8 protein-coding genes and 3 rRNA genes are annotated in these 14244 nt (G+C 64.8%); all 11 read right to left on the reverse strand.

What is annotated here, in order from left to right; translation table 11 throughout:
* Positions 1-63 precede the first annotated feature (63 nt).
* The 11 genes from recN to tyrS all read right to left on the reverse strand — a co-directional run bounded on the left by recN (position 64) and on the right by tyrS (position 14199).
* The gene (recN, locus tag DEI85_RS14515; RefSeq protein WP_111122823.1) at positions 64-1758 is read right to left on the reverse strand and encodes a DNA repair protein RecN; all 1695 of its coding nucleotides are present in this window, start codon (positions 1756-1758) and stop codon (positions 64-66) included.
* Positions 1759-1794: 36 nt separating this feature from the next.
* Positions 1795-2718, reverse strand: a complete 924-nt coding sequence (locus tag DEI85_RS14520; RefSeq protein WP_071245131.1) for an NAD kinase — start codon at positions 2716-2718, stop codon at positions 1795-1797.
* Positions 2715-3548 (reverse strand): TlyA family RNA methyltransferase, encoded by an 834-nt coding sequence (locus DEI85_RS14525; RefSeq protein WP_111122822.1) that lies wholly within the window; start codon positions 3546-3548, stop codon positions 2715-2717. Before DEI85_RS14525 ends, DEI85_RS14520 begins: the two co-directional genes overlap by 4 nt.
* A complete protein-coding gene (locus tag DEI85_RS14530; RefSeq protein ID WP_181420091.1) occupies positions 3541-3708 on the reverse strand; it encodes a hypothetical protein in 168 nt (55 codons plus the stop codon). Before DEI85_RS14530 ends, DEI85_RS14525 begins: the two co-directional genes overlap by 8 nt.
* Positions 3709-3718: 10 nt before the next feature.
* Positions 3719-4708 carry an HAD-IIA family hydrolase gene (locus tag DEI85_RS14535; protein WP_111122821.1) on the reverse strand — a complete coding sequence of 330 codons (990 nt, stop codon included), beginning with the start codon at positions 4706-4708 and terminating at the stop codon, positions 3719-3721.
* A gap of 13 nt (positions 4709-4721) precedes the next feature.
* On the reverse strand, positions 4722-5561 hold the full coding sequence (locus DEI85_RS14540; RefSeq protein WP_111122820.1) for a tetratricopeptide repeat protein: 840 nt from the start codon (positions 5559-5561) through the stop codon (positions 4722-4724).
* A complete protein-coding gene (locus DEI85_RS14545) occupies positions 5552-6565 on the reverse strand; it encodes a hypothetical protein (RefSeq protein WP_284183434.1) in 1014 nt (337 codons plus the stop codon). The genes DEI85_RS14540 and DEI85_RS14545 overlap by 10 nt, the downstream gene beginning before the upstream one ends.
* Positions 6566-6950: 385 nt before the next feature.
* Positions 6951-7067, reverse strand: a 5S ribosomal RNA gene (rrf, locus tag DEI85_RS14550).
* Between the two features lie 157 nt (positions 7068-7224).
* A 23S ribosomal RNA gene (locus tag DEI85_RS14555) occupies positions 7225-10352 on the reverse strand.
* 431 nt (positions 10353-10783) lie between these two features.
* A 16S ribosomal RNA gene (locus tag DEI85_RS14560) occupies positions 10784-12305 on the reverse strand.
* The 16S, 23S and 5S rRNA genes sit together here, the layout of an rRNA operon.
* 580 nt (positions 12306-12885) lie before the next feature.
* Positions 12886-14199 (reverse strand): tyrosine--tRNA ligase, encoded by a 1314-nt coding sequence (tyrS, locus tag DEI85_RS14565; protein ID WP_258369964.1) that lies wholly within the window; start codon positions 14197-14199, stop codon positions 12886-12888.
* Positions 14200-14244 lie beyond the last annotated feature (45 nt).

A 14244-nucleotide genomic window follows, 5' to 3' on the forward strand; every position in this document is an offset into this window, starting at 1 on the left:
GGGTCCTCGGGCCGTGGCCGGGTCCGGGTCCGGACCCGGGGACAGTACCCGCGTGCCTGGTCGTCAGGCCCGCTGGCCGGCCACGTCGAGCAGCTCGCGTGCGTGCTCGATGCCACTGGCGCTGTCGCCGAGTCCGGAGAGCAGCCGTGCCATCTCCTGCAACCGGTCCTCGCCCTCGAGCCGGCGCACGCTCGACGACGTGACGGCCCCGCTGGCGTCCTTCACGACGTTGAGGTGGTTGTTCGCGAAGGCCGCGACCTGGGCCAGGTGCGTGACGACGATGACCTGCGTGCGCTCGGCGAGCTTCGCCAGCCGTCGGCCGATCTCGATCGCCGCCGCCCCACCGACACCGGCGTCGACCTCGTCGAAGACGAACGTCGGCACCGTGGTGCTGCCGGCCATGACGACCTCGATCGCGAGCATCACGCGGGACAGCTCGCCGCCGGACGCCCCCTTGCCGATCGGCCGGGGGTCGGTGCCGGAGTGCGGCTGGAGCAGGATCGTGACCTGGTCACGGCCGTGGCGGCGGTACTCGCCGGCGTCGGTGACCTCGACCACCAGGGTCGCACCACCCATCGCGAGGGTCTTCAGCTCAGCGGTCACGCGCTTCGCCAGGTCGGCCGCGGCCTTGGTGCGCGCCGTGGTGAGCGCCGCGGCGGCCGTCTCGAGCGCCTGCTCGTCCTGCTCGACCGACTGCTGCAACGCCGCGATCCGGTCGTCGTCGCCGTCGAGCTCGAGCAGCCGGTCGCTCGCGCGCTGTCCGTAGGCGATGACGTCGTCCACCGTTTCGCCGTACTTGCGGGTGAGGCCGGCCAGCAGGGCACGGCGTTCGTTGATGAGCTCGAGGTCGTGCCCGGCCTCGGGTTCCAGGGAACCGAGGTAGCTCGAGATGCTCGCCGAGGCCTCGGCCGCCTGGATCCCGAGCTCCGTCAGCTGCTCGAGCACCGGCTGCAGAGCACTGTCCGACGACACGACGCGCTCCACGGCACGGCGTGCGGACTCGACCAGGCCGACCACGTCGGAGACTCCGTCGAGGGACTCGCTGGACAACGCCTCGTGCGCCAGGGCCGCGGACAACCGGAGCTCCTCGAGGTTCCCCAGCCGTTCGGCGCGCTCGGCCAGCTCGACGTCCTCGCCGGGCTGCGGGTCGGCGGCCTCGATCTCGTCGGAGGCCGCGCGGATCCGCTCGGCCTCGGCCACCCGGTCGTCCCGGTCGCGGACCAGGACCTCGAGTTCACCGGCGTGCTGCTGCCAGGCGTCGTACGCGGCGACGTACCGGGCGAGGGCCTTCTCGAGCGAGGCTCCCCCGAACCCGTCGAGGGCGGCCCGCTGCGCAGTGGCCGAGGTCAGGCGGATCTGGTCCGACTGCCCGTGCACGGTGACGAGCTGGTCGGCGAGCTCGCCGAGCACCGCCACGGGCGCACTGCGACCGCCCACCGTGGCACGGCTGCGCCCCTCGGCGGAGACCGTGCGGGTGAGGATGAGTTCGCCGTCCTCGACTGTGCCGCCGGCGTCCTCGACGCGTTCGGCGACCGCGTCCTGTTCGGGGACGTGCCAGCGGCCTTCGACGACGGCGCTCGACGCGCCGCGGCGCACCGAACCGGCATCGGCCCGCGCACCGAGCAGCAGCCCGAGCGCCGTGACGATCATGGTCTTGCCCGCACCGGTCTCCCCGGTGACGACGGTGAAGCCCGGCCCGAGTTCGAGCGTGGTCTCACCGATGACACCGAGGTCGCGGATCGCGATCTCCTCGATCATCGGTCGTCCTCCGTGCTCATCGATCGTCCTCCGGGCTCAACGGTCGTCCTCGTCGCTCTGGGGGCCGCGCCACCCGGCGACGGGCAGCTGGAACTTCGCGACCAAGCGGTCGGTGAACGGAGCGTCCTTGAGTCGGGCGACACGCACCGGATCGGGCGAACGCCGGACCTCGACACGGGCGCCCGGAGGCAGGTCGTGGGTCCGTCGGCCATCGCACCAGAGGACACCGACACCGCTCGTGCGCCGCAGGACCTCGATCGCGAGCGTGCAGTCCGGCCCGACGACGATCGGACGGGCGAACAGGGCGTGGGCGCTCAGCGGCACCATGAGCAGCGCGTCGACGTCCGGCCACACGATGGGGCCACCGCCGGAGAACGAGTACGCCGTGGAGCCGGTCGGGGTCGACACGACCACGCCGTCGCAGCCGAAGGACGACAGCGGGCGGCCGTCGACCTCGGTCACGACCTCGAGCATCCGCTCCCGCGAGGCCTTCTCGATCGTGGCTTCGTTCAGCGCCCAGCTCGAGTAGACGATCTGGTTGCCCACGACCACGTCGACCTGCAGGGTGACGCGTTCCTCGACGTTGTACTCGCCGGACAGCGCGCGCTCGACCGTCTCGGACAGGCCGTCACGCTCACTCTCGGCCAGGAACCCGACGTGCCCGAGGTTCACCCCGATCAGCGGAGCGCCGGTGTTCCGCACGAGTTCCGCCGCGCGGAGGATCGTGCCGTCGCCACCGAGCACGATGACGATCTCGAGCTGGTTCGGCTGGACGTCGACGCCGAGGATGTCGACCTTGCCGACCGACGCTTCGGCACGACGGATGTCGGCGTACTCGTCGAAGGGCATGACGGGCGTGAGACCGGCTGCGTGCAGGAGGTCACAGACCTCGACCGCAGCGTCGATCGAGTCACGGCGACCCGTGTGAGACACGAGCAGGATGTGCCGTTCGTCACTCATGAAGACCCTTCCGTGAGTTCGGTCGCCCGGACTCTCCATTCTGTCGGATTGCCCCCGACACCGCGCTGGAAGCGGGCCAGGTACTCGTGGTTGCCGTGTGTCCCGACGATCGGGGACGCGGCGAGCCCACTGGTGCCGAGGCCCAGGTCCCACGCCGCCCACAGCACGTTCATGAGCGCGTCGTTCCGCAGCCCGGCGTCGTGCACGATGCCCTCGCGCACACCGCCACGGCCCACTTCGAACTGGGGCTTCACCAGGAGCACGAACTCGTCCGCGGGGACGGCTTCGGCCAGCGCCGGCAGCACGAGTCGGAGCGAGATGAAGGACAGGTCCCCCACCACCAGGCTCGTCTCGGCGGCGGCGCCGTCGAGCGCCAGGTAGTCGGCGCGCGTGAGGTTCCGCGCGTTCGTCCCCTCGACCACGGCGACGCGTTCGTCGAGCGCGATGGTGGGGTGCAGCTGTCCGTGGCCCACGTCGAGCGCGATGACACGGCGCGCGCCGCGTGCGAGCAGCACCTGGGTGAACCCGCCGGTGCTCGCGCCCACGTCGAGCACGACCCGGTCGGCGGGGTCGACGTCGAACGCGTCGAGTGCGCCGACGAGCTTCCGGGCGGCGCGCGAGACCCATTCGTCCGCGGCGTCGACCTCGATGTCCGCGTCGGATGCGATCGGCGTCGACGGCTTCAGGACGGCACGGCCGCCCACGAGCACCCGGCCGTTCTGGATCAGCTTGCTGGCGACGGTCCGTGACCGTGCGAGCCCGCGTGCGGCCAGCAGGGCGTCGAGGCGGACCGGCGACGCGTCGTGCACGGCTCCGTCCGGCTCAGGCACTCGCGGAGCCGCCGCTCTCGAGCCGCGTCCGCAGCTCGTCGTGCAGGGCGGAGAAGGCTTCGGCACGGTCGGCGAGCGGCAGGGCCTCGGCCTCGGCTGTGCGCGCGGCGAAGGCGTCCTGCTGCTCGGGTTCGGCGGACGGCTGCTCGGGGTTCGGCACGTCCGACACGCTACTCGCCGCCGTACAGCTGCGGGTCCACGTCGAGGCCGTAGATGGCCAACCCGGACTCCCAGATGAGCGTCGAGCCGGCACGGAGCCGATCGATGTCCGTCCCGGCGTCGAGCACCCGGACGACGTGCCCGCGCATCGCCACCGTCGAGGTCCCGACGGTCACGTACCGGGTGCCGTCCTCGTCCTCGCGCCGCGCCGTCTCCGGGTAGGGCTGGGACAGCCCCCGGAGGTCTTCGAGCACGTACGTGGGACGCGAGCGCTGGTCGGCCGCGAGCACCTGCTTCGCCTTGTCGATGCCGGTGAGCACGAGCACGCTCGGGATCCCGGCGTCGTTCGCGCCCTTGATGTCGGTGTCCAGCCGGTCCCCGATGAACAGGGTCCGACCGCCGCCGAAGCGCTCGACCGCCGTGTCGAAGATCGGCCGCTCGGGCTTGCCGGCGACCACGGGCATCCGGCCGACTGCCTGGTGCACGGCGGACACGAGCGTGCCGTTGCCGGGTGCGATGCCCCGCTCGACCGGGATCGACCAGTCCATGTTCGTGGCCACCCACGGCACGTCAGGGTCGGCCAGGGCGAACGAGGCCTCGGCCAGTTCCTTCCAGCCGAGGTCCGGCGAGAAGCCCTGGATGACCGCGGCCGGGGAGTCCTCGGCACTCGAGGTGACCGTGAACCCGGCTGCCTCGACGATGCTCGACAGGCCGAGCCCGCCGGTGACCAGGACGGTCGATCCGGCCGGCACCAGGGTCGCGAGCAGCTGGACGCCGGCCTGCGACGAGGTGACGACGTCGCCCTCGGACACCTCGAGACCGTAGCGCTCGAGGTGCTCGGCAACGTCGATCGGGCGGCGCGACGCGTTGTTCGTGATGTAGCCGACCCGCGCCGCGAGCGATGCCCGGGTCAGGGCTTCGACCGCGTGCGGGATGGCGTTGCGGCCGCGGTAGACGACGCCGTCGAGGTCGGTGAGGACCACGTCGACGCCGTCGGTCAAGGCCGCCGAGTGCTCAGTCGGCTGCGGAGCCGTCGACGTCGCGGGGGTTGTCGTCGTCGATCTCGCCGGGCTCGTCGGCTGCGGAGGTGTCGTCGTCGAGGTCATCGAGGGCGGGGTCGTCATCGAGGTCGTCGGCGGATTCGTCGTCGCCGTCGAGTTCGTCGGTCGCGACGTCGTCGGCTCCGAGGTCATCGGCGTCGTCGTCTCCGGCGTCTCCGTGTTCTTCGACTTCGAGCGTTTCCTCGACCACATCAACTGTCTCCCAAGCGTTGTCGTCCGCGATTTCGGCGAGAGCCGCTGCCGCGCGGTCCACACGGGCCCACCACTCGTCGGCCTCGTCCTGTCGACCGAGCTCCTCGAGCGTGGCCGCGTAAGCACTGTAGAGCGCCGGGGACCACGTGTAGGCGGTGGACGGGTCCAGCTGTGGAATCTCCAGCTCACCGAGGGCCGCTGTGGGATTCCCGAGGTCGAGACGAGCGCCGGACATGGCGATCGCGAGCTCGACCTGCACCGGGGTCTCGAGGGCCGAGCGCTCGACCGAGCGACCGAGTTCGAGTGCCCGCTCCGGACGACCCAGGCCACGCTCGCAGTCCACCATCATCGGCAGCTGGTCGTTGCGACCCGAGATCCGACGGTAGGTGCGGAGCTCCCGGAGCGCGGTGGCGAAGTCGCCGAGGCGGTACGCGGTGATCGCCGCCGTCTCGCGGACGACACCGACACGACCGGCACGACGAGCAGCGCTCAGGGCGTGCTGGTTGGCCGTCTCGGGGTCGTCGTCGACGAAGAGCGCAGCTGCCACGAGGTGACGCGCAACCCAGTCGGCGTTGTCCTTGCTGAGGGTCTTCAGCTCCATCCGGGCCGCGGGATCGAGGTCGCGCGCCTGGATCTCCTCGGGGATCTCCGGGTCGTCGTGGCGCGGACGGATCGACTTCGTGCCGTACGGGTCGCGGTCTTCCCAGTCGTCGCGCGCGGCCTCGCCGAAGCGGGCGCCGGAGTGACGGCTGCCGTCCCCGAAACGACGACGTTCATCACCGCCGTCGCGACCCGGGCGGTCCGACGAACCGCCGCGGAACGGACGGTCGGAGGAACCACCACGGGCCGGACGATCGGAGGAACCACCACGGTACGAGCGGTCCCCGTCACGAGCCGGACGGTCCGAGCCACCACGGTACGGGCGGTCGCCGTCTCGGGCGGGACGGTCCGAACCACCACGGTACGGGCGGTCGCCGTCTCGAGCGGCACGGTCCGAGCCACCGCGGTACGGGCGGTCGCCGTCACGAGCCGGACGGTCCGAGCCACCACGGAACGGACGGTCGCCGTCACGGCGCGGCCGGTCAGAGGATCCGCCACGGTAGGGACGATCACCGTCTCGAGCGGGACGTTCGGACGATCCACCACGGTACGGACGATCGCCATCACGAGCGGGACGGTCCGAACCACCGCGGTACGGGCGGTCGCCATCACGAGCGGGACGGTCCGAGGAGCCGCCACGGAACGGACGGTCCCCATCACGACGCGGACGGTCGGATCCGCCCTGGAACGGTCGGTCGCCGTCACGGCGCGGCCGGTCAGAGGATCCGCCACGGAACGGACGATCACCGTCACGACCCGGGCGGTCCGAGCCACCACGGTGAGGACGATCGCCATCGCGCCGCGGACGATCGGCACCGCGCGGACCATCGCCGCGCGGCGGCCGACCCGAGTCACCACGGTCGCCCTGCCACGACGGACGGTCGTTCCGGTCGCCGGATCGGAACGGACGATCGCCGTCGCGACGCGGCGCGCTGTCCCGTCGGGGTGCGCCGTCACGGAACGGACGGTCTCCACCCTGCGGACGATCACGACGGTTGCCTTCACGGCGCTCGAACTCGCGAGGTCCCGACGACCAACGACCATCGCTCTGGCCGTCCCGCCGCGGAGCGCCGTCGCGACGGGGGAACCGATCGCCGTCCCGTCGGGGTCGATCTCCGCGGTCCCCGTCGTTCCGCCGCTGATCGTCGTCGTTCGCCACCGTTGCTCCTCATCGCGTGCCCGGTGCAGTGCCTCGGGCGTTCGTCCGCTGTGTCGTTGTGTTGGGTGCCGCGTCGGTCGCCCGACGTCGGCTTCCAGTCCATCACGAACCGGAGCCGGCGTCGAGCGAACGGCGGCAGAAACAGAAATGGCCACCGGCCCCGACCGAGAACGAGGGTTTCCCCTGCGAATTCTCGATGGAGGGCCGATGGCCACATCTTTCATACGTTAAGTCCGGCGGCGTCCTACTCTCCCACAAGGTCCCCCTTGCAGTACCATCGGCGCTGAGAGGCTTAGCTTCCGGGTTCGGAATGTGACCGGGCGTTTCCCTCTCGCTATGACCACCGGAACACTCTCGACCAGATCATACTGTTGGTCTCAAAGCTGTCCCAGCTGCTGCCCCCAGTGAAGAGGACAGAGCGGTGTATTCAGTTCGATTCCCGATCGTCTGTCGGGAACCACAAAGTGGACGCGAGCCCGTGCAACACGTGCACGGAAATCAGTGTGTTATCAAGTCTTCGGCTTATTAGTACCGGTCAGCTCCACGGGTCGTTAGTCCCCGCTTCCACATCCGGCCTATCAACCCAGTAGTCTGCTGGGAGCCTCTCACACTCAAGGTGCATGGAAATCTCATCTCGAAGACGGCTTCCCGCTTAGATGCTTTCAGCGGTTATCCGGTCCGAACGTAGCTAATCAGCGGTGCCCTTGGCAGAACAACTGACACACCAGAGGTTCGTCCATCCCGGTCCTCTCGTACTAGGGATAGATCTTCTCAAATTTCCAACGCGCGCAGCGGATAGGGACCGAACTGTCTCACGACGTTCTAAACCCAGCTCGCGTACCGCTTTAATGGGCGAACAGCCCAACCCTTGGGACCTACTCCAGCCCCAGGATGCGACGAGCCGACATCGAGGTGCCAAACCATGCCGTCGATATGGACTCTTGGGCAAGATCAGCCTGTTATCCCCGAGGTACCTTTTATCCGTTGAGCGACAGCGCTTCCACAAGCCACTGCCGGATCACTAGTCCCGACTTTCGTCCCTGCTCGACCTGTCAGTCTCACAGTCAAGCTCCCTTGTGCACTTACACTCGCCACCTGATTGCCAACCAGGTTGAGGGAACCTTTGGGCGCCTCCGTTACTCTTTGGGAGGCAACCGCCCCAGTTAAACTACCCATCAGGCACTGTCCATGAACCCGATCAGGGTCCTACGTTAGACATCCAAAGTGACCAGAGTGGTATTTCAACAATGACTCCACGAACACTAGCGTGCCCGCTTCACAGTCTCCCACCTATCCTACACAAGCCACTCCGAACACCAATACCAAACTGTAGTAAAGGTCACGGGGTCTTTCCGTCCTGCTGCGCGTAACGAGCATCTTTACTCGTAGTGCAATTTCGCCGAGTTCGCGGTTGAGACAGCTGGGAAGTCGTTACGCCATTCGTGCAGGTCGGAACTTACCCGACAAGGAATTTCGCTACCTTAGGATGGTTATAGTTACCACCGCCGTTTACTGGGGCTTAAATTCAGAGCTTCGCCCAAAGGCTAACCCTTCCTCTTAACCTTCCAGCACCGGGCAGGCGTCAGTCCGTATACATCGTCTTGCGACTTCGCACGGACCTGTGTTTTTAGTAAACAGTCGCTTCCCACTGGTCTCTGCGGCCTTCAACGCTCACGGAGTAAATCCGGTCACGTGTCCGGCCCCCCTTCTCCCGAAGTTACGGGGGCATTTTGCCGAGTTCCTTAACCACGATTCTCTCGATCTCCTTGGTATTCTCTACCTGACCACCTGAGTCGGTTTCGGGTACGGGCGGCTGCAACCTCGCGTCGATGCTTTTCTCGGCAGCATAGGATCACTGATTTCCCCTTACGGGTACGCGTCGGATCTCAGGCACACAGACGACGGATTTGCCTATCGTCAGCCCTACATCCTTACACCAGGTTCACCTTACGGATACCATCGCCTGGCTCAGCTACCTTCCTGCGTCACACCTGTTCATACGCTAACCGCACCAGCATGGGGTCGAGCGTTAGACCGGCCACCATCACCCCGAAGGGATCCGGTTGTACCGGGTTAGGACTCTTAGCACCACTGGATTAGCTTGGGCGGTTGTTCGCCGGTACGGGAATATCAACCCGTTGTCCATCGACTACGCCTGTCGGCCTCGCCTTAGGTCCCGACTTACCCAGGGCGGATTAACCTGGCCCTGGAACCCTTGGTCTTTCGGAGGACGGGTTTCTCACCCGTCTTTCGCTACTCATGCCTGCATTCTCACTCGTGTAGCGTCCACGGCTGGATCACTCCGCCGCTTCACTCGCCACACGACGCTCTCCTACCACTCCGCACGACTGAACCACGAAGGCTTGTCTATAGTGCGAAATCTACAACTTCGGTGGTGTGCTTGAGCCCCGTTACATTGTCGGCGCGGAATCACTTGACCAGTGAGCTATTACGCACTCTTTCAAGGGTGGCTGCTTCTAAGCCAACCTCCTGGTTGTCTGTGCAACTCCACATCCTTTCCCACTTAGCACACGCTTAGGGACCTTAGTTGGTAGTCTGGGTTGTTTCCCTCTCGACGATGAAGCTTATCCCCCACCGTCTCACTGCTGCGCTCTCACTCACCGGCATTCGGAGTTTGGCTGACGTCAGTAACCTGTTGAGGCCCATCGGCCATCCAGTAGCTCTACCTCCGGCGAGAAACACGCAACGCTGCACCTAAATGCATTTCGGAGAGAACCAGCTATCACGAAGTTTGATTGGCCTTTCACCCCTATCCACAGCTCATCCCCTCCATTTTCAACTGAAGTGGGTTCGGTCCTCCACGACGTCTTACCGTCGCTTCAACCTGGCCATGGATAGATCACTTCGCTTCGGGTCTAGAACATGCGACTCAAACGCCCTATTCAGACTCGCTTTCGCTACGGCTGCCCCTCACGGGTTAACCTCGCCACATATCACTAACTCGCAGGCTCATTCTTCAAAAGGCACGCCGTCACCCCTACTAAGGAGGCTCCGACGGTTTGTAAGCAAACGGTTTCAGGTACTATTTCACTCCCCTCCCGGGGTACTTTTCACCTTTCCCTCACGGTACTTGTCCGCTATCGGTCATCTGGGAGTATTTAGGCTTATCAGGTGGTCCTGACAGATTCACACGGGATTTCTCGGGCCCCGTGCTACTTGGGATACACATCCGGCCATAACACCATTTCGTCTACGGGGCTGGCACCCACTACGGCCCGGCTTTCAAACCGGTTCGACTATGATGCGCTGTAACCGTCCCAGTCCGGCAGAACTGAGTGACGTGTCCCACAACCCCGACCATGCAACGCCCGCCGGCTATCACACATGATCGGTTTAGCCTCATCCGCTTTCGCTCGCCACTACTCACGGAATCACATGTTGTTTTCTCTTCCTGTGGGTACTGAGATGTTTCACTTCCCCACGTTCCCTCTACCCGCCCTATATATTCAGGCGGGAGTCACCAGGTCGCAAAACGCCTGGCGGGGTTTCCCCATTCGGAAATCCTCGGATCGAGGCTCGATTATCAGCTCCCCGAGGCTTATCGCAGATTTCTACGTCCTTCATCGGCTCCAGATGCCAAGGCATCCACCGTTTGCTCTTAGAAACTTGACCACAAAGATTAAAATTGCGATCCAACGTCACCACACCAACCCGAAGGCTGATCATGGATGACGCGAATCAAAGATGCTCGCGTCCACTGTGTAGTTCTCAACATACGATCGGCACCAGCACTCCCCCACCACAACGGTAGGTTCACCCTGGCCCGACGAAGGACCCGTAGGCCCAACCCCCACCAACACTCACGCGTCAGCAGGAAGCCTGGTCCCTCAGGACCCAACAACGTGCACCAGCCAGCAGCTCCACCTTCGACCCGTCCCAACCCTGCAAGCAGAGCGTACTGAGGTCGGAAGCATCACTCCCAACTGCACTGTCAATGTTCCACCCATGAGCTACCCGTCGGACACGTTCGGTCCGAATCAGGCGCCTGGACCAGCAACCAACCACCCATGATGGGCGACCAGCACTGACCAGATGCTCCTTAGAAAGGAGGTGATCCAGCCGCACCTTCCGGTACGGCTACCTTGTTACGACTTAGTCCTAATCACCGATCCCACCTTCGACGGCTCCTTCCACAAGGGTTAGGCCACCGGCTTCGGGTGTTACCGACTTTCATGACTTGACGGGCGGTGTGTACAAGGCCCGGGAACGTATTCACCGCAGCGTTGCTGATCTGCGATTACTAGCGACTCCGACTTCATGAGGTCGAGTTGCAGACCTCAATCCGAACTGAGACCGGCTTTTTGGGATTCGCTCCACCTTACGGTATCGCAGCCCTTTGTACCGGCCATTGTAGCATGCGTGAAGCCCAAGACATAAGGGGCATGATGATTTGACGTCATCCCCACCTTCCTCCGAGTTGACCCCGGCAGTCTCCTATGAGTCCCCGGCATAACCCGCTGGCAACATAGAACGAGGGTTGCGCTCGTTGCGGGACTTAACCCAACATCTCACGACACGAGCTGACGACAACCATGCACCACCTGTACACCGACCACAAGGGGGCGACCATCTCTGGCCGTTTCCGGTGTATGTCAAGCCTTGGTAAGGTTCTTCGCGTTGCATCGAATTAATCCGCATGCTCCGCCGCTTGTGCGGGCCCCCGTCAATTCCTTTGAGTTTTAGCCTTGCGGCCGTACTCCCCAGGCGGGGCGCTTAATGCGTTAGCTACGACACAGAAACCGTGGAAAGGTCCCTACATCTAGCGCCCAACGTTTACGGCATGGACTACCAGGGTATCTAATCCTGTTCGCTCCCCATGCTTTCGCTCCTCAGCGTCAGTTACGGCCCAGAGATCTGCCTTCGCCATCGGTGTTCCTCCTGATATCTGCGCATTCCACCGCTACACCAGGAATTCCAATCTCCCCTACCGCACTCTAGTCTGCCCGTACCCACTGCAAGCCCGAGGTTGAGCCTCGGGATTTCACAGCAGACGCGACAAACCGCCTACGAGCTCTTTACGCCCAATAATTCCGGACAACGCTTGCACCCTACGTATTACCGCGGCTGCTGGCACGTAGTTAGCCGGTGCTTTTTCTGCAGGTACCGTCACTTTCGCTTCTTCCCTACTAAAAGAGGTTTACAACCCGAAGGCCGTCATCCCTCACGCGGCGTTGCTGCATCAGGCTTTCGCCCATTGTGCAATATTCCCCACTGCTGCCTCCCGTAGGAGTCTGGGCCGTGTCTCAGTCCCAGTGTGGCCGGTCACCCTCTCAGGCCGGCTACCCGTCGTCGCCTTGGTGAGCCATTACCTCACCAACAAGCTGATAGGCCGCGAGTCCATCCCCAACCAAAAAATCTTTCCACCACCAGACCATGCGGCCAGTGATCATATCCAGTATTAGACGTCGTTTCCAACGCTTATCCCAGAGTCAGGGGCAGGTTACTCACGTGTTACTCACCCGTTCGCCACTAATCCACCCAGCAAGCTGGGCATCATCGTTCGACTTGCATGTGTTAAGCACGCCGCCAGCGTTCGTCCTGAGCCAGGATCAAACTCTCCGTAAAAAAATACAGACCCAACACCCGAAGGCATCAGACCGAGTTGATTCTGACTGTTGACTGTCTACTGACAATCTTCAATCCAAAAGGAATTGCTTCATGACCCGATCGGCAAACCGACCAGGCACGAGGTCAATCAATAAATTGGCATTGACAATGTGCACGCTGTTGAGTTCTCAAGGACCAGACGCACTTGCTCCTCGGCTCGAGTTCGAGCTTCAGCCACAAGGCTTGTGTTCTTGGCTTGCCACCGGTTGTTCGTCGGACCCGGAGGTCCAGTGGCTCATCCCGAGGGGAGAGAACCGGTGGGCTTGTCATCCTAGGCGTCGAAGCGATCCGGCGCAAGGCCCGATCTGAACTTCAGTGGAGGATGGTCCCGCTTGAGGGCCGACGTGCTCTGGGCTTTCGCTCCAGCCGCTCCGCCGCACCTTTGGGGTGACGAGTAAGAACTATACGCAGCCCTGAGCGAGTGCGCCAAGCCAGCTCCCATCCCGGGCGTGTCGCTTTGTACAACACACGTCGCCCGGACGCAGCGATGCCCGGTTCCACAGGGGAACCGGGCATCGCAGGGGGTCAGGCAACGGGGTCAGGCGAGCGTCACGCCGGCGAGGGTCTTCTTGCCACGACGCAGCACGAGCACTCCCCCGGGCAGGGCGAGGTCGGACAGCGGGGCGGCCGGGTCTTCGGCCCGGACGTTGTTCACGTAGACACCGCCCTGGTCGATCGCGCGGCGGGCTTCACCGAGGGACTTCACGAGCTCGGTCTCCACCAGTGCACGCGCGACGTCCGCTCCGCGCTCGAGTGTCACGGATCCGGGCAGCTCGGCGATCGCCGATCGCAGGGTCTCCGCGTCCAGGGCACCAAGGTCACCGTTGCCGAACAGCGCCGCTGCGGCGTCGATCGCTGCCCGTGTCGCCGCCACCCCGTGCACGAGCGAGGTGACCTCGAACGCCAGGGTCCGCTGGGCCTCTCGCCGGAAGGGTTCGTCGGCGACGGCCTGCGCGAGCCGCTCGATCTCGGCCCGCGTCAGGAACGTGAACTCCCGCAGTCGGGCGATCACGTCGGCGTCCGCCGTGTTGAGCCAGAACTGGTACAGCGCGTAGGGCGAGGTCATCTCGGCATCGAGCCAGATCGCGTTGCCCTCGCTCTTGCCGAACTTCGTGCCGTCGGAGTTCGTGATGAGCGGGGTCCCGAGGGCGTGCACCGTGGCACCTTCGGCACGACGGATGAGCTCCGTACCGGAGGTCAGGTTGCCCCACTGGTCCGAGCCGCCGGTCTGCAGCGTGCACCCGTACTGCCGCCAGAGTTCGCGGTAGTCGAGCCCCTGCAGGATCTGGTAGCTGAACTCGGTGTAGCTGATCCCCGCATCGGAGTTCAGCCGCGCGGCCACCGCGTCCTTCTTGAGCATCGAGTTGACCCGGAAGTACTTGCCGACGTCTCGCAGGAAGTCGATCGCGGACAACGGGGCGGTCCAGTCAAGGTTGTTCACCAGGCGGACGCCGTTGTCGCCGTCCGGACTGAGGAACCGGGACACCTGTGCCTGCAGCCGGGACACCCACTCCGCAACGGTCTCCGGCGTGTTCAGTGTTCGCTCCGCCGTGGGACGGGGATCGCCGATCAGACCGGTCGACCCACCCACCAACGCGAGCGGCTTGTGTCCGGCGAGCTGCAGCCGCCGCATGGTCAGGAGCTGCAGGAGGTTGCCGCAGTGCAGCGACGGCGCCGTCGGGTCGAAGCCGCAGTAGTACGTGATCGGCTCACCGTCGAGGGCCTCTTTCAGCGCGGTCTCGTCGGTCGAGACCTGCACCAGACCGCGCCACTGCAGTTCGTCCCACACCGAGTCGAAGGCCGGGTCGTTCTGCTGGCGCGTCAGGACGTCTTGAGCGGTATCACTGGACACCCCGCCATCGTAGCGGCGACGGACGTCCGGCAGGCGCGGCAGCCG

Origin of the sequence: Curtobacterium sp. MCBD17_026, from assembly GCF_003234895.2 — a bacterium.
GTDB classification, from domain to species: domain Bacteria; phylum Actinomycetota; class Actinomycetes; order Actinomycetales; family Microbacteriaceae; genus Curtobacterium; species Curtobacterium flaccumfaciens.